The sequence below is a fragment of the Zobellia roscoffensis genome, from assembly GCF_015330165.1.
Lineage (GTDB): Bacteria > Bacteroidota > Bacteroidia > Flavobacteriales > Flavobacteriaceae > Zobellia > Zobellia roscoffensis.
In genome coordinates, this window is sequence record NZ_JADDXT010000002.1 from 3,330,397 (window position 1) to 3,355,276 (window position 24,880).

At 39.7% G+C, this 24,880-nt stretch carries 13 protein-coding genes; 1 reads left to right on the plus strand and 12 read right to left on the minus strand.

Annotated features, from left to right (window positions below; genetic code table 11):
- The 4 genes from IWC72_RS13610 to IWC72_RS13625 all read right to left on the minus strand — a co-directional run bounded on the left by IWC72_RS13610 (position 1) and on the right by IWC72_RS13625 (position 9,064).
- Positions 1-2,301 carry an FAD-dependent oxidoreductase gene (locus tag IWC72_RS13610; protein ID WP_194530125.1) on the minus strand — a complete coding sequence of 767 codons (2,301 nt, stop codon included), beginning with the start codon at positions 2,299-2,301 and terminating at the stop codon, positions 1-3.
- A 71-nt stretch (positions 2,302-2,372) separates the two neighbouring features.
- Positions 2,373-3,938, minus strand: a complete 1,566-nt coding sequence (locus IWC72_RS13615; RefSeq protein WP_226968041.1) for a sodium:solute symporter family protein — start codon at positions 3,936-3,938, stop codon at positions 2,373-2,375.
- Positions 3,939-4,129: 191 nt separating this feature from the next.
- The gene (locus tag IWC72_RS13620) at positions 4,130-5,938 is read right to left on the minus strand and encodes a RagB/SusD family nutrient uptake outer membrane protein (protein ID WP_194530127.1); all 1,809 of its coding nucleotides are present in this window, start codon (positions 5,936-5,938) and stop codon (positions 4,130-4,132) included.
- Between the two features lie 18 nt (positions 5,939-5,956).
- Entirely contained in the window at positions 5,957-9,064 is a 3,108-nt protein-coding gene (locus tag IWC72_RS13625; RefSeq protein WP_194530128.1) for a SusC/RagA family TonB-linked outer membrane protein, read from the minus strand.
- Between the two features lie 386 nt (positions 9,065-9,450).
- Between IWC72_RS13625 and IWC72_RS13630 the strand changes: the two genes are divergently transcribed.
- A complete protein-coding gene (locus tag IWC72_RS13630; protein ID WP_194526713.1) occupies positions 9,451-10,467 on the plus strand; it encodes a GntR family transcriptional regulator in 1,017 nt (338 codons plus the stop codon).
- Between the two features lie 8 nt (positions 10,468-10,475).
- On the opposite strand, the gene IWC72_RS13635 is transcribed toward IWC72_RS13630, so the two are convergent.
- The 8 genes from IWC72_RS13635 to IWC72_RS13670 form a co-directional block, all read right to left on the minus strand.
- The gene (locus tag IWC72_RS13635; protein WP_194530129.1) at positions 10,476-11,918 is read right to left on the minus strand and encodes a carbon starvation CstA family protein; all 1,443 of its coding nucleotides are present in this window, start codon (positions 11,916-11,918) and stop codon (positions 10,476-10,478) included.
- A gap of 24 nt (positions 11,919-11,942) precedes the next feature.
- Complete coding sequence (locus IWC72_RS13640; RefSeq protein WP_194530130.1) at positions 11,943-13,061, minus strand: hypothetical protein; 1,119 nt, start codon at positions 13,059-13,061, stop codon at positions 11,943-11,945.
- The gene (locus tag IWC72_RS13645) at positions 13,058-14,851 is read right to left on the minus strand and encodes an FAD-dependent oxidoreductase (RefSeq protein ID WP_194530131.1); all 1,794 of its coding nucleotides are present in this window, start codon (positions 14,849-14,851) and stop codon (positions 13,058-13,060) included. Before IWC72_RS13645 ends, IWC72_RS13640 begins: the two co-directional genes overlap by 4 nt.
- Positions 14,852-15,101: 250 nt before the next feature.
- Complete coding sequence (locus IWC72_RS13650) at positions 15,102-18,026, minus strand: glycoside hydrolase family 2 protein (RefSeq protein ID WP_226979570.1); 2,925 nt, start codon at positions 18,024-18,026, stop codon at positions 15,102-15,104.
- 20 nt (positions 18,027-18,046) lie between these two features.
- Positions 18,047-20,308 (minus strand): DUF7133 domain-containing protein, encoded by a 2,262-nt coding sequence (locus tag IWC72_RS13655; protein WP_194530132.1) that lies wholly within the window; start codon positions 20,306-20,308, stop codon positions 18,047-18,049.
- 152 nt (positions 20,309-20,460) lie between these two features.
- Positions 20,461-21,882, minus strand: a complete 1,422-nt coding sequence (locus IWC72_RS13660; RefSeq protein WP_194530133.1) for an alpha-L-fucosidase — start codon at positions 21,880-21,882, stop codon at positions 20,461-20,463.
- Between the two features lie 8 nt (positions 21,883-21,890).
- A complete protein-coding gene (locus IWC72_RS13665; protein ID WP_194530134.1) occupies positions 21,891-23,264 on the minus strand; it encodes an alpha-L-fucosidase in 1,374 nt (457 codons plus the stop codon).
- A 79-nt stretch (positions 23,265-23,343) separates the two neighbouring features.
- Positions 23,344-24,846, minus strand: coding sequence for a sulfatase family protein (locus IWC72_RS13670; RefSeq protein ID WP_194530135.1), 1,503 nt, complete (start codon positions 24,844-24,846; stop codon positions 23,344-23,346).
- Positions 24,847-24,880: the final 34 nt, after the last annotated feature.

Below are 24,880 nucleotides of genomic sequence, written 5' to 3' on the forward strand. Positions count from 1 at the left end.
TTATAGGGTTTGGTTATAAACTGATATTTTAAAAACAGAAACAGGTATATGCTCTTCTTTTTTGACGAACTCAAACGTTAGCTTGTCTGTTGAAATAGCCTGATCCAGCTCAATAGTGTTTATAGCTTGATAATTACCTGTTACTTCTTTGATAATATTTCCAGAACTATCTTTTATTTTGTAATCGGCAACCACAAAAGGAATTATATCTTCTGGATGTCCCATAAGCGTAGTTTCTAAAGCATGGTCATAATCGCAATCAAAAAAGAGTTTTATGGTTTTAATGCCGACTTTATCATGCCATTTCAAATCAAGCGTTGGGGTTTTATCGGCAATGTTGGCTACCCAAGCATTGGTACTTCCGTTTGAATTGGGCCTAACTTCTCCGTTTTTAAGATTATCGACTTTAAAAATAGGTATGGGAGTTGACATTTTGAGGGCTATGTTTTTGCCTTTTGGGCGTCTTTCTGGAGTCCAAAATTCAAAGCTGTCAACGTTTATTTCTGCAGGTGGGTCTTGTCTTCCAAAATTGGATACCGCTTTGTTTACTTTGTTCTCAACGGTCATCAATCCCGTTATACGCTCATCCGAAAGACGAACTTTTACCTTCTCATTTTTCATTAGACAGAAGAACGAGTAGTGGTCTTGCGCCTGTGTTTTAGTAGTTGTAAAAGTGATTTTTTGTTTCCCTTTCTGTAAATCGATTTCCTTTTTATCAATAATTACGTCTGGCGTAAAATGGGTACATGCCGAACTGCTTTTAAGTTGAAGCTCTAAATTAGTAGCTTCCAAAGCATCTACTACAAATTCAAAACTATACGTTTCGTTCGCTTTAAGAGGCACCATTTGAGCCAACCCGAACTTTAGTATTTGCCAATCGTCTGTCGCTGCAAAACCGGAAAATGCTAAAGTAGAACTAGCTTCAATATTTGCTTTAACCGCCAAGTCATCTATATCTTGAAGTGATAGCCTTGGAATACTTTGTCCGTTTCTGTTAAGGGCCAGTTGTAGTTTTCCTATGTTTCCTTTGGACGCAATATCTCGGGGTAATAAACCTTCCTCTTTACAAATAACAGCTGCTTCACCTACTGCTTGCGCTCCGTGAGCACAGGTAAGCATAACGCGGGAAGAGCCAAAGGCGACATGACTTGCGCTTATGATTCTGCCTGCAAGAAAAAGATTATCTATGTTTTTAGAATAATAACAACGATATGGAATGGAATACACCCCTTTACCATGCCATTGCGTACATGAATTGTGTTTGCTGTAAATACCGTCTGCAGGATGTAAATCCATAGCCCAACCGCCAAAAGAAACCGCATCATAATAATCGCGTTGCTCAACAATATCTTTTTGGGTAAGCATGAAGTCACCTTCAAAACGTCGGCTTTCCCGTTTGCCGGGAATAGTCCCGACCCATTCTAAGGTAAGGTTTGCGGCTTCGGGATATTTACCACTATTCTTTACGTAATCCCAAATGCCATAAACTACTTTCCAAAGTTCAAATTTTATGTCTTCTGATTGATGTATCGTATCTAAGCGTCCACCGTGTTCTACCCACCAAAGCTTACAACCGTGATCTCCCAATTGAAAGTTTTTAATACGCGGAAGTTCTTCTGCATTTTTTATGGCAAAAGATGGTGCTGTATAAGAAATAGGCTTTCCCACGTCTTTAGTGTAAAAGTAAAGAGAGTGCCCTAAAAGATTACCGTAATCTTTAATATTAGGAGCAAAGCCTTCATCAAATTCTTCTTTGGTTTCCGCACCCATCCGGAACGACGCTCCGGACATAAAAGCAATAATTCCATCACCCGAAGCATCACAGAAAAGAGGGGCACTAGCTACGTATGTCGTGGAATTCTGACTGCAAAAAGCAGTTGCTGTTTTAACTTTATTATCGTCTCCTTTTTCAACATCATAAACAGCTGTATTAAGGAGTAGGGTTATATTTTTTTCTTCGTATACTTTTTCGAGCAGTACGGTGTCAAAAATTAGCGGATTCCCTTCTTTATTTCTTTTAAGGTTCTCTAAAAGAATTTCATTGATCAATCCGCCTTCACGGCTCCAACGGTTATTATTACCCATGTGTGAGGTTGCACCCAAACTCCAAAGACGAACTTCAGAAGAGGCATTACCACCAAGTACCGGACGATCTTGTAGGAGTGTAACTTTTAGGCCCGAACGGGCTGCCGTAATTGCGGCGCAGACACCTGAAAGACCACCTCCAACTACAACAAGGTCACTTTGTAGTGGTACGGTTTTCGTGATTCTTTTTTTGGAACTATAGGCTTCTGAAATCATATAATGCAATTTGTACTTTAGTATTTAGACTTGGTGTTTTTTGAAACGTTATAAGTGAGAACTGTTTGATCTTAATTCTTATTAATGGTTTTAAAGACGATATAGCCCCCAAGTAATAAGACCAACGTTCCCATGCCTCCCACTAAGAGTGCCCCGGTTTTGGCAATAAAGGATAATATTAAAATCATTAGGCCGGTTAGTGCTACGCCAATACCTATAACCCGTGTACCTTTTTTATTTCCGGCAGCAGCTTCTTCCTCCGTCTCGGAAACTTTTTCAGCTACTTTAAGTTGATAGTTGTCGTATTCTAAAGTGGCCTTTTGTTGGGAACGCGCGTATACCTCAAATGCTGCTAATAGCACTACGGGAATACCCATGCCAAACCCCATTTCTTCGGCTCTATCAAATGAAAAGTTGAGAAGAGTAGGAGATAAAAATTTAAAAAAGGCATTGATAACTAAAGTGATAACTGTAACAATTAAAGCACTCTTGCCAGTTTGATATTTACTGAACAAAGCCCACATAGGTGGTAAAAACATAGCTCCACCAGTTATAGCCGCTAAGCTCATAACTACCTCCACGATACCACCCATATAAGGAACCAATAGTGCAATGAGTATGGTTAGTACACCGAGTAATATAGTAGCTGTCCTACCTACTTTTACCAATTTGTCTCCATCCGCGTTAGGTCTAAAATGTTTGTAAACGTCATTGGCCAATACACCAGCGGAGATATTTAGAGTGGTATTTACAGAGCTTGATGTAGCGAAAATCATTCCGCCTAACATTAGCCCCAACATTCCAACAGGAAGCACTTCTTTACACATTAAAAGATAGGCACCTTCATCTGCCAAACCACCCAATTCAGGATTAAGAACTCTATAGATCATAGGAGGTAACATCCAGATTAACGGACTAACGAGATAGAGTCCGCCAAAAAGCCATCCTACTTTTTTTGCATCTTTTGGAGTGGCAACACTGGTATAGCGTTGTACATAAGCCCAATTACCGGCAATAAAGAAAAGATTGTATAACCCGAAGGCAACCATAAAACCCCAAGTATATTCTTCATTTACCAAATTGAAAAAATTCTCAGGAGCCTGTGATACAAAATTCTCGATACCGCCAATTTTATCCAGCGAAAGCGGAACAACTATTAAAACGGCTGCAGTAAGTACCACAAATTGAAGAACATCTGTAACAATTACTGCCCAAAGACCACCAACTGCGGTATAGATTAAAATTAATATACCCAGTACGATAATACTGGTACTTATAGGGAAACCTGTTGATACTTCAACAATTTTAGCTACGGGATATAAAAAAGCACCCGTGGTAAAGATGGATATCAACAAAAATAAATAGGTGTAAATTTTTTGAGTGCTGTACCCTAATCGGTCCGTTATAAATTCGGCCGCGGTAAGCGCTTTTGTTTTTTGCCATTTAGGAGCAATGAAAAAACCGATTAGAACACCGGCAATGCACATTGTAGTTTGAATGGTAATGGCAACCCAACCACTGGAATATGCTATGGAACCCCATACTACAAAGGTACCTGCAGAAAAGAAACTCATAAAGAGAGAAAGGCCACTCATCCACCAGGGTAGTGCTCCACCCGCTGCAAAGAATGATTTCATATTTCTACCCGACTTTGAAAAGCTAAGTCCGCATACGAAGACAAGCAAAGTAAAAATCAGTATAACCGTAATGTCTATTGTGCCCATTCTTATGATGAATATACTATTAACTCTAATTTTCTGTAATTTAGAAATAGGGGGTAAACTAGCACCCCCTATTTGAAAAAACTAACAAAAACTAACAAACATTTTTAATACCCGGGGTTTTGAGTTACTACATTTTCCGTAGCGTCAATTTCTGCCTGTGGTATAGGCCATAAATAGTGTTTTCCGGCGTCAAAGGTTCTTTCTTCCAACTCTCTGTAATCTAAGTTGCCCATTTCAACTCTTGGTTGAGAAGGCGCGCCAGTGTAATCTATGTAGCCGTCATCATCAATATTAGGAACATAATTTAAACTTCCTATTTTACTAAAGCCATTGGCAGGACCACCAAAAACAGTAGTATTCATAACCTTTTCGGCAACACCCCATCTTCTAATATCAAACAGGCGAAGTCCTTCATCTGCGAACTCTACTTTACGCTCTCTTCTAATAATTTTTCTCAACTCTGCTTGATCCGTTGTAGTAACTGCAGGAAAAGCGAAACCACTATTGTTATAAGCACGTTCACGTACATCGTTCAATGCATTTAGAACACTAGCGTCTACGGTACCAGCTTCAATTTTAGCTTCGGCATAATTTAGAAGTACTTCGGCATATCTCATTAAATAAATGGTCTGCTCAGACTGTAAAGGACTAGGACCTCCTGTTAATGACCCCAATAATCTAGGTGCATCTGAGAATTTTTTCCAGAAATATCCGGTAAATGCAGTAAAACGATTTGCGCCTCCGGTTACATATTCCGTGCCATCTACAGGGTCAATTATTTTTCTGCCTGCAGGGTTGGCCGCATTAGGATTGAAAACACGTTCAACTTTAGCGCCATCTTCAATACGCCATGTTGCTATACTATCACTGTGTTGCTGAATTATATGCCCTGTCCATATGTTGTTTGGTAAAGCAATAGTAGCAGCCAAACGTGGATCGCGATTTTCGAACGGATTTGCGGGATCAAATGCTGGATCCTCATCAATAGGTAATCCGTTTATGGTTTCATAACTATCAACTATTTGTTGAGCAGGAACCAATTGGCACCAACCACCAAATCTACTACCTTGTCTTTGAGATAGACCATGAGTCTTTGTTCCATTGATGTATGATAAATCTAATAATACTTCTGATGAACCTACACCAGCATCCGTAAATAAAGCTTCATAATCGGGAAACAAACTTGGAGTTTCGGGAGAATTTATCACTTTGAGAGCGGCGCTTTCAGCCAATACATAATCTTCATTATACAATGCAATACGAGAAATCAGAGCATTAGCGGCATTAGCAGAAGCTCGCCCACGTTCATTTGCCGATTGTGTAGGAGGTAAAATACTAGCAGCCTCTTCCAAGTCAGCAATAATACTTGCAACGATTTCAGCTTTAGGCGTTCTGGATACAATCTCCAACTCTTCCAAGGAAGTTACTTCGGTTCTAAAAGGAACATCACCGTAAAGTTCGGTCAGGTAACTGTAAAACATAGCTCTTAAGAACAGTGCCTCGGCTTTTATTTGCTCATAACGGCCTGGATCAGAAGCTTCCTCGGCCTTGGGCATATTGGTCAATAAGTTGTTCGCTCTTTGAATACCGGTATAAAAGCTATTCCAAAAACCGTTTACGATACTTTCGGTGGAAGTAATACCTCCAGTTGTTACCGCTACGGTTCCACCAACATTACCTCTATTATACGCGTAATCAGTGGTGTGATCTAGTAACTGAGGGAAAGGAACGCTACTTACGTAATTCAAGGATTCATAAACTCCTGTAAGAGCAACTTCCAATTGTGCTTCCGTTCTGAAGAAAGTGGCATCCGTTGGGCTCCCAGGGTCTTCTAAGTTCAATACGTTGTCTTCACAGGCAGGAAATACCAGCAGGCTAAGACTTATTAAGATGATATATTTTATGTTTTTCATTGTAAAGAAATTATACGATTAGAATGTTACGTTAAGGCCCATTGTGAAAACTTTGGTAACAGGGTAAAAAGCACCACTAGAAAATTGTGGGGTCAAAGGGTCTATACCTTCAGGCATGTTATCCCAAGTAGCTAAGTTTTGCCCGGACAAGTAGATACGTGCAGCTGAAATACTGAATTTATCCAATACATCTCTAGGTATCTTATAGCCAAGAGTTATATTTCTTAGTCTTACATAAGAGGCATCATGCATCCAAGTTTCATTCACACGCCAGTTAGAGTGTGAACTTCCTGGAGTTAAACGCGGATATGCTGCACCTGTATTAGTAGGAGTCCAGTAATCCGTTTGCCATTCCTGAATTTTACCAGCGTTAAAAAAGGCCCAACCAGCATCACCTTGCAATACCACATCACGTCCTCCAGCTCCGAGTAATGATACTGAAAGGTCAAAACCTTTATAGGCAGAGAAAAGCTCTAGTCCCCAATTTTGAGTAGTAATGTCACTACCAATAATGGTACGGTCGTCATTTGTTATTGCTCCGTCTGGTACTCCATCAGGACCAGAGATATCAGCATATTTTAAATCACCCGCTTGGATTGCTCCAAACCCTGGTGATGGTAATGAACTATTAAGATTACCATCTACATCAAAATCGCTTTCTTGATAAAGTCCATCTACTTTTAGACCGTAGATAGAACCAATTTCTTCACCAACGCGATTAATTGTGTTACCTGGAGGTAACTGGTCTAGACCGCCCAAGTCTTTGATTTCGTTGTCAAAACCAGAGTAGTTAAGGTTGATTCCGTAACGGAAATCTTCACCGATCATATCGTTCCAACCAATACTAAAATCGTATCCTGTGTTCCAAACTTCACCAGCATTCTGAACTGGAGCTTCCAAACCTACTGATGTTGGTATAGTAACCCCTAAAAGAATATCTTTTGTTTTACGCACGTAATATTCTCCAGTGAAAGATAGCTTACTGTTAAAAAATTTAGCATCCATAGCAACATTCTGGGTTTCGCCGGTTTCCCATTGTAATTGTGAATTGGCTAAAACTGACTGGGCTCCACCTACTACTGGAGTACCGCCAATAACAGCATTGGCATTACCAAGACCAAAAAGGGAAGTATAAGGGAAGTTTACCTCTTGAGCCACGGCTGAACCATCTGAACCTTGAATAACATCTCCGTTATTATCGGTTCTGTTGGCGGCAAAAATGAACTGGTTTCCTAATTGTCCCCAAGAGGCTCTAAATTTTAGAAAGTTGATGGTTTCATTATCCTGAAGAAACTTCTCTTCGGATACTACCCAACCAACGGAAAAAGATGGAAAGGTTGCAGAACGATAGCCTTCGGCAAAGCGCGAAGAAGCATCTTTTCTAACATTTGCTTCAAAAAGATATTTGTTTTTGTAAGTGTAATTTATTCTTCCGAATAAAGACTCTAATCCGTTTAAGGTTGAATTACCAGAGTTTAGTTGCGTATCTGGTAAACCATTATCTAGACCTCTAAATTCGTCTAGAACAAACCCTCTTCTACTAGCGGACCATATTTCCGAATTGAATTTAAGAAATTCATAGCCTCCTAAAACCGAAACATTGTGATCGCCAAATTCTTTTCCCCAGTTAGCAACCGCATTAAAGTTGTCTTGGAATGTGGTAAATGTTTCCTTGAAGAGCGAGCTTTCAGAAATTCCACCGCCTACAGTACTTTGCGCTGGTCCACCCGAACCTTCGTAATAGGTGTATCGTGCTCTAAAATCATCTTGGTCTCTATCAAAAAATTGTGGTGCATACGTTGCGGCAATAGAGAAATTGTTGAACGGTCTATAAGTTACTTTGGCCAAGGCTCTAAAGTAATTTGAAACGGTTTCATCTTTCGCAGTAGAATTAGCTAGTGCAACGGGGTTGCTACCACCAAAACCGGAACCATAGGTACCATCATCATTAAAAGCTACAAAGAGTGGCTGTAGACGATATGCCGAACGAGTAAGATTATTTAAACGTGCGGGCTGACTTTTAACTTCTCTTCTGAAGTTAAGGTCAAATGCTAAGTCTAATTTTTTGCTAAGTGCATAATCTAGATTAAACCTGCCATTATATCTTTGAAATTTAAAGTTTGGAATGTTACCGTCTTGATCGGTGAACGATATAGAGCTGGCTACTTTCAATTTTTCAGAACCACCACGTACAGAAAGACTATGGTATTGCTGAATAGCAGCTGAATTGAATAGAAGACCAACCCAATCCGTATCTGGTAAGGCCTCTGAACCTACTCCGTTACCCGAACGGTATTGGTTAAGTACGTCGTCAGAAAATGCACCAGGCTCAGCAGAGTTAAATGCTTCCATATACCCTAACGCATCTGCGAATTGTAGATTTTGAGCAATGCTCTGTACCCCAACGTAAGTATTGTAAGAGGTTGATATTTTCCCTTCCTTACCCCTTTTTGTAGTAATAAGAATTACACCGTTTGCCGCACGAGAGCCATATATAGCTGAAGCCGAAGCATCTTTAAGTACGGAAATAGATTCAATATCACTAGGGTCTAAGCTATTAATGTCATCAGGGATACCGTCAACCAAAATAAGTGGGTTATTTTTGGCTCCGCTGCCTAAAGTACCTACCCCACGAATACGTATGGCCGCACCATCTGAGCCTGGCTGGCCACTGGATTGTGTTGCGGTAAGACCAGGAACTAGCCCTGCTAATGCCTGTGAAGCTTGAGCAACTGGTTGCTTTGCTATTTCCTCCGCTTTAACGGTTTCTACAGATCCAGTTAAATTAACTGCTTTTTGGGTTCCGTACCCAACCACAACTACTTCATCTAGTTGCGATGCCTCTTCAGCCATGGTAACATTTAATGAGGTTTGACCGTTTACGGCCTTTTCAACAGTTCCGTAACCAATAGAACTGAAGATTAAGGTAGCCCCTTCTGGAATTTCAATACTAAAATTTCCATCAAAATCTGCTACAACTCCATTGGTTGTTCCTTTTTCAACAATGTTGGCAGCTGGTATGGGAATACCCTGTTCGTCGCTTACGGTACCTGATACCGTAATTTGTGCCGATACTTCGCAAAGCGCGAATATCGATAAAAGAAAAAATAAGACTGCTTTTTTCATAAGCTCTAGTTTAAGTTGAGAGGTGAATAGTGAGTTATTTAAGGTTTGACTGTTCCAAATTACAAGTCTAGTCTGGTCTAGTCTGTTTAACAAATAAATAACATTATTACATATTTGCCAAATATTTTTTGCTAAATGTTGAATTTGAGGGGGTAACAATTGGTATTCCCTTAAATATCGTGGTGTTTCATAGGATTTTTCTTTCCTGAAATATTTGAACACAATACTTTTAAGCTGATTTTACCTAAATTAGAATCTGTAAAATCAATTATAATTTTAAGTGTCTAGATTTATTTTTATAAATCGGCTACTTGATTACAACTGTAAAGCAGGTAAATTTGGTTTTAGTATTTTTGCGTTCGTCCCAAATGGTTAAGAAAGAATAAATGGTAAAACTTAGTATTGAAAAGAACTCAAAGAAGCCTAAATATCTTCTGCTTGCAGATAGTATTACTTCGCAAATTGAACAAAAGCAATTAGTTCTTGATGAAAGGTTACCATCAGTAAACAAGCTCTCCGCTCATTTTAACTTTAGTCGTGAAACAGTTTTTAAAGCATTAAACTACCTAAGCGAAAAGGGAATTGTTAGGGCAGTGGACAAGATTGGTTATTTTGTGAACGACCTTTCTGTAGAAACGGAGTTTAAGGTGTTTTTCTTGTTGGATAAGTTTACACCCTTTAAGGAAGATTTATATAATTCACTTATTTCAAGCTTAGGTGAAAATGTAAAGGTCCGCTTATATTTTCATCACCAAAACATTGAACTTTTTGCGTCTCTGATTTTAGATAATCTCAAAAATTACACACATTTTGTAGTTACAACATACATAGAGGATTCAAAATCGGTACAGAAAGTGCTCAATAAAATACCACCTGAAAAATTGATTATTCTGGATAAATATGAGCCTAATGTCAATGATGGTTGTGGTATGGTTTTTCAAGATTTTGAGAATGACATTCTTAATCTACTAAAGGAAAATATTGATTTAGTCAATAAATACGATAGGTTGGTACTTTTCAATCGTAAAAATGCGCCACACGGCGATTTTGTTCAAAAAGGTTTTGAACGATTTAGTGCGCAATACAATTTTAAGAGCGAGGTGTATTATAACTTTTCTCCGGACTACTTTGAAAAAGGAACGCTTTACATCACTATTGATGCTTATGATAGAGATATGGTGGAGATTATAAAATTGGCTCGTAAATCTGAATGGGAACTGGGTATAGAGATTGGGCTAATTAGTTACAATGATACCAGTACTAAAGAGATTTTAGCCGGAGGTATATCAGTAATCAGTACCGATTTTAAGAAAATGGGAGAGGAGGCTGCCAAAATGATTTTGGAAGGCAGACGAGAACATAAAAGCAATGAAACCAAATTGATTCTAAGAAATTCGCTCTAAAATATCAATTACATCACCTGTACAAAAACCTTCTTTCGCTGTACAGCATAATACCAAAATAGCAACGAAATCAATATAGTAAGAATGGCTCCCCCTATATAGGCCACGTTATTTTCTAATTCAAAGCCTTCTGGTGCTATGAGAATGTATGTAGAGCATACCATAGTCATGAAAATTGCTGGAAGGAGAGTTATCCAATACAATTTGTTTTCATAAATAAGATATGCGGTAATCGTCCATAGAACTACTGTTGCTAGGGTTTGATTACTCCAGGCGAAATACCTCCAGATTATTCCAAAATCCATCTGGGTAAGTGCAAAAGCGACTATAAACAAAGGAATGCTGATATAAAGTCGGTTTTTTATTTTCTTTTGGTCGGTCTTAAAAATATCGGACAAAATTAATCGTGCCGAACGAAATGCGGTATCTCCTGATGTAATTGGGGCAGCAACAATTCCCAATAATGCTAAAACACCTCCTATTTTACCGAGCATGTTCAACGATATTTCATTCGCAGCCCATGCTGCGTTATTCCCATTGGCCAACATGGCATCGTTAAGACCTCCCACATTACCAAAAAACGTCATGGCTGCAGCGGCCCATATTAGAGCTACAACACCTTCGGTAATCATGGTTCCAAAGAAAATTTTTCGCCCTAACTTTTCATTTTGCATACATCGGGCCATTAAAGGAGATTGCGTAGCATGAAAACCTGAAATAGCACCACAGGCAATCGTCACGAAAAGAATGGGAAAGAGTGGTGTAGCTTCCGGGTCAGACGTCATATTCACTAAATTTGCCGGTACCAATTCCGGAATGTGATAATCTCCAAAAAAGAGGGCAATGACCAACCCCAATGCCATTAATAGCATGGCAATCCCAAAAATAGGATACAATTTTCCTATCATTTTGTCTATTGGGAGTAGGGTGGATAGAATGTAATATGCTAAAATTATACCTACCCAAATCCAAAGATTCCACATGTTTCCGGTCATGCCATCTATAATTTTTGCCGGTCCCATTAGGAAAACGGTCCCCACAAAAATTAATAATATCACCGTGAAAAAACGCATAATATGTTTCATCTGAGGCCCCAGATAGATGCCCACTATTTCGCTAATACTCAGTCCATCATGCCGAACGGAGAGCATACCGGAAAAGTAATCATGAACGGCTCCGGCAAAGATACTTCCCAGGACAATCCACAGAAAAGCTGCAGGTCCGAACATGGCTCCCGCAATAGCACCAAAGATGGGCCCTAGTCCGGCAATATTTAAAAATTGGATAAGAAATATTCGCCAAGCGGGTAGGGGCATAAAATCAATATCATCCCGTAAACGAATTGCAGGGGTTTCCTTTTCCGTGTCGATTCCGAAAATACGTTCTACCAGTTTGCCATAGGTATAATAACCCAGTATAAGTACAAGAACAGAAATAATGAAGGAAATCATAAGGAGTAGATTTTAAACGGCAGATTAGCTATTATCCTCTAAAAATTGAACTACAAGATAAGAATTCTTCTCTTTGCTAGAGTCGGCAAAGGCACGTAGATTCTTGAGAATTTCGGAAGAAATTTTCGTTTCATTTTCTAAGTGTGATAAAAAATCTCGTATCTGATTTTTAGTGAGTACACTTAACTGTCCGGAAATGGAGGTCACCGTAGCTTCCGATGCAGTATCTATATGTTGCAATAACAGGCTTCGAGTGTTAATATCAATATAGGGTAAAGCATCCCAAAAGGGTTGCATTTTGTTCGGTTCTTTGGAAAAGGAGTCCGCTAAATTTTTGATGATATACGAGCGCACCAGTGGAATACCCGATTTAAAAAGCGTTGATATTCTTGAAAAATTGGTGTCATATTGATTTTTGGTCAGATTTTCAAGAGCGTACATTTGATAATTGGTATGCTCACTATTCAACATACGAATCCACATTTGCTCGGTCTGTTGTGCAACGGTAAATGCTTTTATTTGGTCTTTAATATCACCATGCACCAGGTGCCAGGCTACATAACAGGAGTAAAGGGCACCGGAAACAACAGATTCTTTTACCTCTTTTATAGTGGCACCGGACAAAGCATCTACGCCTTCTATTGTTGAAGGCTTCGGTTTTGTGACCAGCTCATCTATAGCCCTTCTTTTTAAAATGGAATTGTGGTCTTTCAGCAGTTCATGCAGCTTCCAGTAGTCCGAGAACAAAAATTCGTCATGGTCATGTTTGGTCAACGGTTCTTCGCTAGATCGGTCAAAACCGGCGTAATCGCCCAAAAGCGTCCAATACAAAGTAATATGCATCAGTCTACAATCGCCATCGGCACAAACTGGCGTAATAATATTTGAGGAATACAGCACTGGTGCATCCGAATTATCTCGGAAAATATTTACTTTTTGAGCACCTACGGAATCCACAATAATTTCCATTGGGGTTTCTGATCTATTTAGAATAGTGCCTTGTTTCCAATTCAATACAAAAAACTCCGGACTTTTATCTAAAACTGTTTTTTTCGAACTATTAGGAAAAGCAACAGCCGACCCAAACTGAGCTTCACAAAGATGGGTTAGAAGTAAAAGGATGCCTAATGCAAGTCTTCTCATTTTTTAGACGTAGGAATCTTTTCGTATTTCTGTTCTTCTATTAAATCTAGATATTCCTGTAAATAACCTGTGTAAATTTCACGTGGCATAACCTCGTATTTTTTACAAAGGGAAGCCGCATAACCAACGGCAGCACCCATTTGCCCGGTAGTAAGCATAACACGTGGCCCACCGAGTCCCGCGTGGGAGCAGCTGAAATTACGACCGGCCATAAAAAGGTTGCTAATGTTTTTAGAATACAGGCTTCTGTACGGAATGTAATATTGCGGACCTCTATAAAATAAAGCTTCCGAAATGAAATCTGGATTTTTCTCGTCCTCTAATACCGTTTGGTAATGAACGTCTACCGCTCTTTTCTCGATAACGACGCCATCGGGAAATTTACGTCCTTCTTTAGCATCGTTAAAGGTAAAAATATGGTCTCCTACCAATCTTCTCGATTCCCGTTTTCCAACCAAGTACGAAACCCACTCCAATTTTCGGTTCTTGTTTACCTCGTCTTTTTTGGCATTGGAAAATGAACCATAAATGGCACGTAGCATGTGGTCGCGTATTTCTTCGGCATCGTCAATTTGGCTCAGGTCGTTTCTACTGAACTCCCATTGCCATTCGCCATTAACTTCTGCATAATCCTTTGATACCGGCATGGCCCAAGGTACCTCTGGAAAACTCTGCGGACTATCCGTGTCTTTAGATCCCCAAAGAACTGAAGAACCCATAACGGCATTATCCGCTTCTTTTGGACTCCATAATTCACCGTGCTCTTCCCAATATTCTCCGTAGGTATCTACGCTTTCACGTCCATATGAGAATTCCGCACCAGCCCAAAAACCTATCCAGCCATCACCTGTAGAGTCTACAAAATAGGTCGCTGTAAACCGTTTTCTTTCCCCTGTAAACGTTTGTCTGGCATCTACATATTTTACACTGTTTTCTTCCGAAATAGCATCATAAGCACGCCAGTTTAGGAATAAATCTATATTATCATAGCTCTTAACATTTTCGTCCCTTTTTTGCTGGTCCAGTTTAGATTCTGCCGAACCGTTAGGGTAGTGCTTGGTGTCTATTTTTTTAAGGATACGCTCAAAATTGCCATAAATACCTTCGGTATGAACACGTATCTCTTCACTGGCGTTACCCCCTAAAACTGGGCGATCATGAATCAATGCCACCTTTAAACCTTGTTCTGCACCGGCTATTGCTGCAGCGCAGCCTGCCAATCCTCCGCCTACAACCACTAAATCATAGGTTTTTAATTCCTCTGGTGCATTTGGTTCCGCAGCTAGTTCTTGACGCCAAGCCGCTAACTTTTTTGGAGATGATGGAGGTGTTGTTTTGTTGGTAGAAAAATAAACGGCATCACAGCGGCCGTTAAAACCTGTAAGGTCAACTAACTCTATATGTGTTTCGTTTTTCTTATTGATTTTTGTTTCGCCTGCATATTGCCAGCCCCAACCGGAACGTGTACCCAATACCGTATCTAATACGGCCTCGTTCACTTTTAACTGAAATTTTCCAGGAGCTTCCCATTCACCTGGAACCCAGTTCATAGTGCGCACCCAAATATGGTACGAACCGGATTTATTGAAATTAACTTTTGTAGAAGCATTTTTTACCGGTTTTCCCATACCATGTGCATTCAGATAAGGAGAACCCATTTGCTCAACGAATTGTGGGTCTACAAGCCAACCACCCGGATTATCAAAGCTTTCGGCTTCAACGAGTACGTCTTGAGCGAACAAAGAAATTGAACTAAAGAGGAGTAGGGTAACAATCAGTAACTTTTTCATAAGTGGCATGGAATAGAAATAGTGAAAATAAAACTAGTATGGTCTAGTATGGTTTTGGTAAATATATAAAATTATTTTTAATCTAATAATCTAGCGTGAAATAAGTGATGTTAATATTATTTGTAGGGTAAATATGAAGATTTGATATAATGGAGATTTTCAATTTATATAGTAAAGCACAAATAAATAGATATAAAAAAATCCCCGAAGTCATGCTCCGAGGATTTCTTAATGGATGAAATTAGATTATCTAATGCCACTCACTTAGCACAAAACTGTTAAGCCAAACTGCTTTTTGGTCTGTTCCTTTAAAAATGAATTGAATGTTATTTTTTCCATCGGATTCAAAATATATCTCGGTGGGTTGAAACGGCGAAGTTTGCATGGTCTCGCCCTCGGTAACGGTAACGTTCGATAGGGTAGAGGTTCCATTGGCATCTGAAATAGTCACATCTAGCTCTTTGGTATACGGAATTTTGTAAATTCTATAAGTAGCCATTTTTTCTTGATTGGGGTCCATACTATCTGTATTGGTTCTTGGTGCATGATGAACCGTATTCAATTTATATTTTCCTTTTTTCAAACCAGAAAATCTTAAGGTCAGCCCCTCTTTTGAAACCCCTAAAACCCCTTCGCCATGGGCAAAGCCATATTTACCTATGACGTTGATTTCGCCCAACCAGCGTGTAGAGCTGGCATCGCCATTACTTTGAACAGTAGCGGAAAAACCACCAAGTTCTTCAAATTGTTTGGTAGAGGCAGCATTATCTTTTCCATTCCACGGAATCCAATCAAACTGCACCAATTGTTCTTCTCCACCTAAATCTACCCGAATGCTCTCAAAATCATGAATAGGTTCGGCAGTAGAAGCAATCATGTCAAAATTCGCTTTTTCGGTGGTAACTGTTTCAGTTACTGATTTAAGTCCCTTTGCCTTTGCTGTGATGGTTATCTGCCCAGGAGAGTTTCCTGCACGAATCAAAACAGGAGCTACTCCATATTCCGTTTGCATAGGGTTGGAGCCAATACCTTCCTTGTCTCCAATTATTTCGGCATCACCCTTTACTGAGAATTCTACAGCTACATCTGCATCACCAAGCAAGATGCCATTTTTGTCCACTATTTTGGCATATGCCACCAGAATATCAGAACCATCGGCAACGAACTTACGTCCTTCCATATCTGGCTCTAGGATGATTCTATAAGCTTCTTCCGGAGTTTTTGTAGTTTTGGAAACGACAATTTTACCATCTAACAATCCGTTGGCGGTCAGTGTTCCTTTTTCATATTTTGAAATGGAAAATACAAATGGTGCGTGTTTTAAATATTTGTACTTATCCGCTCGCGAAGGATGTTCCTCGGCAATTGTTTTACCGTTTACTTTGAGCTGTACTTTTTCCGAATTACTAAAAATCACCACTTCTTTTGTGTCTTCATTCCAATCGGACGCAATATGTAAGTAGGGGTAATCCGTTAGTTCAGCTGGGTACCAAGCCAAGTTTTCCTCAGGTCTAGGATAGCGAAAAGCCGTCATGAAACCACCTCTACTTCTATTTTTAGGTGTTTTAGTAGGGTGAAAAGTATAGTAGGCATGGGCCGTCCACGAAATAAGTCCCAGTTTCATCGGGTCGTTCATGTATTCATTAACGGCTTCCGGACCGCGACGGCCTTCCATGGCAACCATAGGCTCATCTCCGCTCCAATAATAAGGGCCGTACACCATTTGACCATAAATATCGGTCAAGCCGGAAGTCTGCCAGCCTGTCCATCTACTACTTTGTGATGCGGTATACCTAACTGGATCTTCCTGTTTGATAACATTATGAGCCCTTGGAACATAACCTCTATGGTTTATACCAGCCCCCCAAATAAAAATGGACGTATGGTTTCTGTGGTTGCGCACCATTGCTCTGGCGGACTTTTCAAAATTATCGAACCAAGCTTCGTTACCTATTGACATCCACGTAGGGGCTTCTTCATACACCAGCATTCCTAACTCGTCACAGGCTTCCAACAACGAATTGTCATGCGGATAATGTGCCGTACGAATGACGTTCATTCCCAATTTTTTTAATTGAAGAATATCTTTGTAATGCAGTGAATTGGGCATGGCATCCCCAATAAAACCATAGTGCTGGTGTAAATTGGTTCCAATAAGTTTTAGAGGTTTTCCGTTGAGAACAATACCGTCATGATTGTTCATTTCAATCTTACGGAATCCGGTTTTTACCTCTATCTGATCTACTACTTTATCGGCTTCTAAAACCAAAGTATTTACACGGTATTGGTTAGGTTCATCTATAGACCAAAGCTTCAAGTTGTCTTCAATACTTCCTATTACATTAAATTGAACATCTGCACCGGAAGCAATGGTTTTTGTCTGCTCCAATTTTAAAACGACCAAACCTTTATCATCAACAACCCTATTTATAACCGTAGTTATTTTAGGTTGATTATTTTCGTTCCGAACCGTAGTTTTAATATTAATCGTTGCATTCATATTCACCGGATCTACGGTGGGGGTGGTAATGTATTGGCCTGCGTTTTCAGCTTCCCAATTAAAGGTGATATGTAACGGATTGGTTTCAACCAAATACACATCACGATACAGACCGGCGAACTTAATATAGTCCATAGGGCCTGGGTCCGGTGGCACGTCTTCGCGCTTGCGGTTATCGGCTAAAACGGTAACTAAATTTTTTGCACCTCGATTTACAAAATCGGTAATATCAAAATGGAAAGGGGTGTACCCACCAACGGCATGCTGACCTATGTGTTTGCCATTTACCCATACATCCGTTACTTGGTGAACGCCTTCAAATTCAAGAAACACTTTGCTTTGGGAGTTGTCCGAAACCTCAATTTGTTTTCGGTACCACCCTACTTTTCGCATAAAAGTATCTTGGTATTTATCATCTTGAACCCCGTTGAGGTCCATAGTAGTAAGTTCCAATCCGTGAGGCACGTTAACTGTTTCCCACTTGGAATCATCCGTATCCAATTTAAAAAAATCAGCATCTGGATCACCCAAATGGAATTTCCATCCTTGGTTGATATTTAGTTTGGAACGATCTGTTTTTTCAAAGCCTTCTGGTAAAGTTTTTTGTTGTGCATGAGCTGCTAGATGAAATAGCAGTATAAAAAGCATTGTTTTTACTACTTGTAAAGTACGCATTAACTATAATTTTATTGAATTTATTTTTCGTTTTCCAGTTCTTCTATCGTCCAATAGTCTTCACGGTCTTTTATACTTCTTCTCACATTACCAACCTTCCAAGCAGGAACGCCACTTTCGTTGTTTAGGTGCATTCTTATGTAGGTGACGACGCTAGCAATGTATTCATCGTCCTGTTGTTTCATGCCCGCCATAACACCAGAGTACTCTTTGCCGTCAACAGGTCCCGTAAGGCCATTTAGAAGAATTTTCACGGGAATATCCCATTTTTTGGCGGTCACCCTGGGAGAACCGATCAATGAAGGAGCCATGCCTTCAATACCATTACCATTTTTACCATGACAGGACGCACATAAATTTTTAAAATGCGTGTATCCCTTTACAATTCTGCTGCGGGTATGAGTATTCTGAAGCACGTGTTTCTTCTTGATTTGCTCTATTTCTAGAGGTACTTCTTTTAGACTCTCTTCCCCAATGACCGCAATAGCTTCGTTTGATGGATTTGAGGAAATGACCTGGGCAATGGTTTCGTTTCCTGCTTTGTCTTTTGCAGACCGTAGAGAAAGCAACAGTTGTTGCAAAACTTCTGGGTTTGTATCATTTTTTAACGTCTGGACCGCTTCAATAACTTCTTGATTACCGGATTTTAGCAAAGGTTCGGCTACCCGAAGCGCTGCCATACGTACCCGGGCATCATCATCTTGCAGAGCTGATAGAATAAGAGATTTGTCAATGGCATCAAGACCATCTAAAGCCCAGATAGCATGTAGTCTACCCAATGCATAATCCGTATCACCTAGCATTGAACCCATAAAAGGGTCACCGCCAGTTACAATATCTTTTAAATCCGGGACTATGGATTTGTCTTCCTTGAGTACCAAAAGTTTTTGAGCGGTAAGACGGTACCAACCGTTAGGGTGATGCAGATAATCCAATAATTGGGCATTTGATTTGTTCAAGAGGTTTTCCTGTTTGGCAGGTGCAATTTCTTCATGAACTATTCTGTAAATTCTACCTTTTCCAATATTCTTGTCAAATCCTTTTCGTTCTACCACAGGGCGAAGAAAACTACCTTTTCTAACCCAGTTGCCCTCTTGAATAATTCCGCGGTACATGTCTACAACGTACAAACAACCGTCAGGGCCGGTTTGAGTGTCAACTGGTCTAAAGTTGGTATCTGTGGATGCCAGAAACTCTGTTTCACCATACGGATTGGAAAGTACTTTTTTTCCGTTCACTAGGTTCACTTTCGCTCTACGAATCAAGCGCCCAACTGGTTCGGGAATGAAAAGGTCGCCATACATGGGCAATTTATCGCCTAAAAATACCGACTGCCCACAACTTGCCGTAAAATGGTTGAGTGTACCGTCTTCTCGAAGCCTATGGAGACCGCCCTGCACATCTGGTGTTCCAATTATGGGCCACACTTTTTCAAAACCTTCTTCCCATTTGCCTTCCATTTCTAGATTGCCATAATAGGGATGTTGTTGATAGCCCAATGCAGGGGTTTCGCCACCTGCGCTGGAATAATAAATCTGACCTACTTCGTCTTGCGTCATGCCCCATTGACCCGAAGGTGCGTCCATTAAGGTATCAACCTCCATTTCACCCTTTGTAAATCTATAGCGCAAAGAGCCATTGGATTGATAAAGGTAATTATCCAGCCCCCAAATCATTGTGGCGGATTGGTGCTCTAGGTTTGCATTATCACGTTTATTATTTTCTAGGATGAGCTTCTTTTCATCGGCAACATTGTCGCCGTCCGTATCCCTGTACGTGTAAAGGCTGCGGTTGTATGTCTCGCCAATGATCACCCTGTCGTCTAACGGAAGTAGAATTCTCGGCAGAATCAAACTATCAACAAAAACAGTACTCTTATCCATTTTGCCGTCTCCGTCCAAATCCTCAAGCACAGAAACTCGGCTCCACGGTTCATTTTCGTCCGTACCATCTATATCTTGCATATAGGTCAGCATTTCGGCAACATACAGTTTGCCATCGGGAGCCCATGCAATAGTTACGGGTTCATTGATCATGGGTTCACTGGCAACCAGCTCCATTCTATAGCCTTCAGGCAGGTGCATAGTTTTCATACTTTCCTCGGGCGACATAAAAGTGACCGGCGGGTCTTTTACTAGTGTAGGTTTAGAGTAAATAACATCTGCGTAAACCGGTTTTTCTTTTTTACAACTGCCAAGAGTGAATAGTACAAGGGCAGAAGTAAAGAAGAGACTTTTTTGTATTGTAGAACGATTTGTTAACTGGTAAAATAATTGGTTCATATTCGGTTTTTTGGCGTTTGTTTGTTGTTCGTTTTTGGTTAAACTGTAGTGTTATTTTGTAAGAGTGATTTTTCGTAAAAATAATCATAGCACCTTATTGAAATTGTTACAAATGATCATATGCCTATATCATATGTGCTTTTTGATGATTTTTAATTCATTTGATGAGTGGAATTTCCGATTTCTACTTCGGCAATAATGGCATTTATACCGTTCCATTTTAAAATTTCAATTTTGATATATCGGGCTTTGGAGGCCTTAAAATCAATGCTTCTATATTTTGAATTCGTTGGCCATGAATCCGTAGATACCAGCAGGAATTCTTTATTATCATTGCTGATGTAGGTCTTGCATTCTAAAATATTTCCTTCCGAAAGGGCCGTTTCCGGAGCTGGTTTGCTCTTGTGGTTGGGCACTAAGGTGATGATGTTTATATTTTTGGGACGGCCCAAATCAAAAGTTAGGGTCTGAATTGAAGAAGCATCGGAAACCCAGTGTTTAAAATCGGTTTTGTATTGGGTAGCATCTATTAAATGGGAAGCCTTGCCACTGGATGCAGTGGCCGTTACAATAGGCGCCGAGAAAATGAGATGTTTTTTTGATGGGAGGTCTATTCTGGATTCATTGGGAGACCATTTTTTACCAATGTCGCTTAAAAGCGAGATAAACGCAGAATCTAAAAGACCCTCTCTGTTGGGCATGCAATTAAGCATAAAATTACAATACCTGCTTTCTAGCGTTTCCAATTTTGAAACTAGCTTTTCGGCACTTTCTTCTTTTAACATACCGTTTGGGGTTTCAGGACCCCAGAACCATCCGTTTCCTTTAAAGTTGCAATGCCCTAATGCCGAAGCCATTTGGTTGTTCTCATCGGGAAAAGCTCCAAAGGGACCTTCAAAATAAGGAATATCCAATTGATAAGGGGCCTGTAAATGGGTATGGTCCGTCAATAAACAATCGGGCTGTATCTTTCTAATCAATTCACGAATTTCAGTGAAGGGTACTTCATGATGGCCCATCCGCCAAAACCAGCCATCTATAACTAAATAATCTATTTTACCATAGTTGGTCAGCAGTTCGGTAATCTGGGTTTTTATAAAGTCCATTTCCGGAGGTCCGATTTTATCTTTATCGATACTATGTGTGCTGTCCCAAATGGAATAATAGAGGCCTACTTTCAGTCCTTTTTTCCTGAAAGACTCAACATATTGCTTTACGATGTCCTTTTTGTATGGAGTAGAAGCAACATCATAATCGGTAACCTCACTATCCCATAAACAAAAGCCCTCGTGGTGTTTTGTCGTCAGCAGGCCAAATTTCATTTTCGCTGAAACGGCAGCATCTGCCCACTGGTCCGTATTCAGGTTCTTTGGATTGAAAGTAGAAATATCATAGTTTTCTTCGCCCCAACTTGCCCCGTAAGACATGATGTTGTAACATATGAACATACCAAAGCGCATATCAACAAAATCTTGCAATAGTTGGCCATATTGTTTTGATGATGTTTCAGGTGTTTGGGCGGTGACTTGCAAACAACAGAGCAGTGCTAATAAAGTGGTACGAATGATTCTCATGAACAACTTTAGTTAAGTGTTATTTTAAAAACGTTGGCCGATTCCTCAAGCATAACGCCATTCAATTTTAAAAGAAGTCCGTTTTCATTATGGTCAAATTGAACAGGTTTACCCGTACCCAAATGAACGATTTTTTGAATATCACTTTCACGAAGTTTAAAACTTGAATTTAAGGATTTAATCAAAAGGTCACCATCAGGTTTACCCAAGCAAGAGGCATAAAGATTATTTCCGTTTACAGTAAACCGGATGTCTTCTTTTGTGTATTGAACTTGTGCAAAATGATTGTTGTGATGGTACGTATAGTTACCTTCATCAATATCAGTAGGGCCTTCACCATAAATAAACCAAGGAGCTGTGTTATAAACAGCTTCACCGTTCTTTTCTAACCATTTGCCCATCTGTGTTAGGTTTTTGACTACTTCGGCAGGAAAAGTACCATCAGACTTTGGAGGGATGTTTAATAAAAGGATTCCATTTTTACTAATAACATCCATTAACATATCTACCAATTCATTGGTGGAACGTAAAGGAATACCTTCTCTATAAAACCAACCATGTGTTGGAAAATCTGGTGGCACGGTCATATCCATATCGGTCATCCAAACGTCATAAGCGGTTTCGGTAAGAATACCATTTTCTAAATCTCGCATGCCTACGGAAGGTGGAATGTCATTGGATTTATAAACAAATTCAACTTCTTTTTTTCGCTTTAAAGACTTATTGAAAAAGTAAGAAATAAACTCCCTTTGATATTTATCTTCAAATACGGGAGATGGTAAAGTTCCTTCACCAATAAACTTGCTTTTGCGAGTCACTTTTTTATTGTGAGAGCCTTTGGTACCACCAAAACTGGCATCCACCCAAAAAATATCGGGATCATACTTATCTACTCCTTCTTTGGCAAAATCAATCCATTCATCACCTTCAATAGAATGATAGGAAACCAAGGTTTTCATATTTCGTTTGCGGACAGCTTTAAAAACTTCGCCAACGATATCTATTTTAGGTCCAACTTTAGCCGTGTTGTAATCTGAGATATCGCTGTTCCAGTGTTTTAAATCACTACCATGCCAACCGATGACCCCACCAAATTTGGCACCAGCGGTTTCAAACAGTTTAGCCCATTCATCCGCATTAAAATTTTCGCCTTTAAATTGTTTGAGCAATTGTTCATCCGTCCAATCTTCTTTTCCTTTTTCATAACTGATAGTCTGAATTCCCCAGTGGCAGTATATTCCAAATTTAGCGTCAACCAGCCATTCTGGGGCGTGGTGGTTTCTTAAGGAGTTCCAAGCTGGTTCATAATTCTTTTCCTGAGCTTGTAAACAAGAGGGCAGAGAAAACAAAATGGTCATTAAAATGAAGACTGTTTTTTTCATAATCGTTGTTTTATTTTGGTAAGTGGTTCTGATACGTATAAGAATATTTTAAGCTGGATTAAAGCCCATTAATTAGCTTTTAAAAAAGTGTAGTTCCTCCATTGGTGTTTAAATCCAGATAGGTCTCTTGCATTTTTTGTATACGCTCTGCTTGCCCGGGCTCATTAATTAGATTTTTATTTTTCTTCTCTTGTACATTGTCCTTTAAATCATACAGTTCAATTGCTTTTAGTCCTTTTAGGTTTTTCTTACTATCCGCTATCATGATCAGTTTAAAATTACCTTCACGAATGGCATGAAAAGGACCCTTAACATCTTGGGACCTGTGCATGAGGTATTTGTGCAGCGGTTCTGTGGATTTTTGTTGAAAGATGGGAAGAAGATTAGCGGAATCTAACACTTTACTATCATCAATCGGAACGTTTACAATTGCTGATAAGGTGGAAACCATATCCTGACCTACAATAGGAACATGGGATTCTGAGTTTTTAGCAATTTTTTCCGGCCAAACGGCGATAAAAGGAACACGATGCCCACCTTCATAGATTGAAGCTTTTTTGCCAGAAAGCCCATTACTGGAATCATGCCCTGCGTCTTTTAACGCTTTGTCATGATTAAGGCCTCCATTATCAGAAGTAAATACAAAAAGGGTATTTTTATACGCCCCGGTTTTTTTAAGAGCTTTTATCATCATACCCACTTGGGCATCTAGTTCGGCAATCATATCCCCATGATTTCCAGGAGTAGAACCTTTTATTTTTTTTCCGTCTAAACTTTCTGATGGACTATGGGGCACATGAACAGCCTGGCTGCAGTAGTACATAAAAAATGGATTTTTAGCACTGTTTTTGCCTTGCTGTTCAATATAGTTTACAGCTTTGTTTGCTAAAATTGGCCCAGCTAAGGAAGGGTTCCAATTAGAATCGCCTATACCATCTCTTCCGCGATTTCTGTTTCCTTCGTCATATTCGGTTTGTTCAAAAGGAATATGAACTAATTCCGAATCAGTTTTGAGTTTCATCCACGTGCCATTTTCATAATAGACATAAGGTTTGTTTTGAATGCCTTGAGGTAGTTCTATAGAGTAATCAAAGTCGAATTTTTGAGCACCTCCCTCTGTTTTTGAATAATCTTCTGGAGCACCGTTCCAAACACCGCCCAATCCCCATTTGCCAAAAAATGACGTGTTATATCCTGCCTTTTTTGCAATCCGGGATAGGGTAGTGGAGTCATCATCAATACCGTCATTGGTTAACGGAGACCAAACACCCCAAGGGCTATTAGTATTTCTATACGGATAATTACCGGTCATCATTGAATATCGGGTAGGAGCACATAAAGAAGCAGGGGAGTGGGCATCGGAAAATCGCATACCATTTGCTATGAGTTCATCTATATTAGGTGTGGGAACCACGGGTGCTTTACCCGTTCTTTCTTTGTGATAAAAACCGATATCGCCAAGACCGATATCATCGGCCATTACGATTACAACATTTGGTTGTTCCTGAGCACTCAGCAAACTGCCAAGTCCTGCAAATAAAATTAGGAAGCATATTTTGTTTATCAATGTAGATGGATTCATAAGTGCTATATTTTTAATAGTTTTTGGGGTTGTT

Excerpts from the sequence above, each read along its gene's own strand:
- IWC72_RS13615 (WP_226968041.1), bottom strand. The coding sequence starts at position 3,938 with ATGAAATCATTCTTTGCAGCGGGTGGAGCACTACCCTGGTGGATGAGT.
- IWC72_RS13665 (WP_194530134.1), bottom strand. The coding sequence starts at position 23,264 with ATGAAAAAAACAGTCTTCATTTTAATGACCATTTTGTTTTCTCTGCCC.
- IWC72_RS13650 (WP_226979570.1), bottom strand. The coding sequence starts at position 18,026 with ATGCGTACTTTACAAGTAGTAAAAACAATGCTTTTTATACTGCTATTT.
- IWC72_RS13610 (WP_194530125.1), bottom strand. The coding sequence starts at position 2,301 with ATGATTTCAGAAGCCTATAGTTCCAAAAAAAGAATCACGAAAACCGTA.
- IWC72_RS13645 (WP_194530131.1), bottom strand. The coding sequence starts at position 14,851 with ATGAAAAAGTTACTGATTGTTACCCTACTCCTCTTTAGTTCAATTTCT.
- IWC72_RS13625 (WP_194530128.1), bottom strand. The coding sequence starts at position 9,064 with ATGAAAAAAGCAGTCTTATTTTTTCTTTTATCGATATTCGCGCTTTGC.
- IWC72_RS13630 (WP_194526713.1), top strand. The coding sequence starts at position 9,451 with ATGGTAAAACTTAGTATTGAAAAGAACTCAAAGAAGCCTAAATATCTT.
- IWC72_RS13640 (WP_194530130.1), bottom strand. The coding sequence starts at position 13,061 with ATGAGAAGACTTGCATTAGGCATCCTTTTACTTCTAACCCATCTTTGT.
- IWC72_RS13635 (WP_194530129.1), bottom strand. The coding sequence starts at position 11,918 with ATGATTTCCTTCATTATTTCTGTTCTTGTACTTATACTGGGTTATTAT.
- IWC72_RS13670 (WP_194530135.1), bottom strand. The coding sequence starts at position 24,846 with ATGAATCCATCTACATTGATAAACAAAATATGCTTCCTAATTTTATTT.
- IWC72_RS13620 (WP_194530127.1), bottom strand. The coding sequence starts at position 5,938 with ATGAAAAACATAAAATATATCATCTTAATAAGTCTTAGCCTGCTGGTA.
- IWC72_RS13655 (WP_194530132.1), bottom strand. The coding sequence starts at position 20,308 with ATGAACCAATTATTTTACCAGTTAACAAATCGTTCTACAATACAAAAA.
- IWC72_RS13660 (WP_194530133.1), bottom strand. The coding sequence starts at position 21,882 with ATGAGAATCATTCGTACCACTTTATTAGCACTGCTCTGTTGTTTGCAA.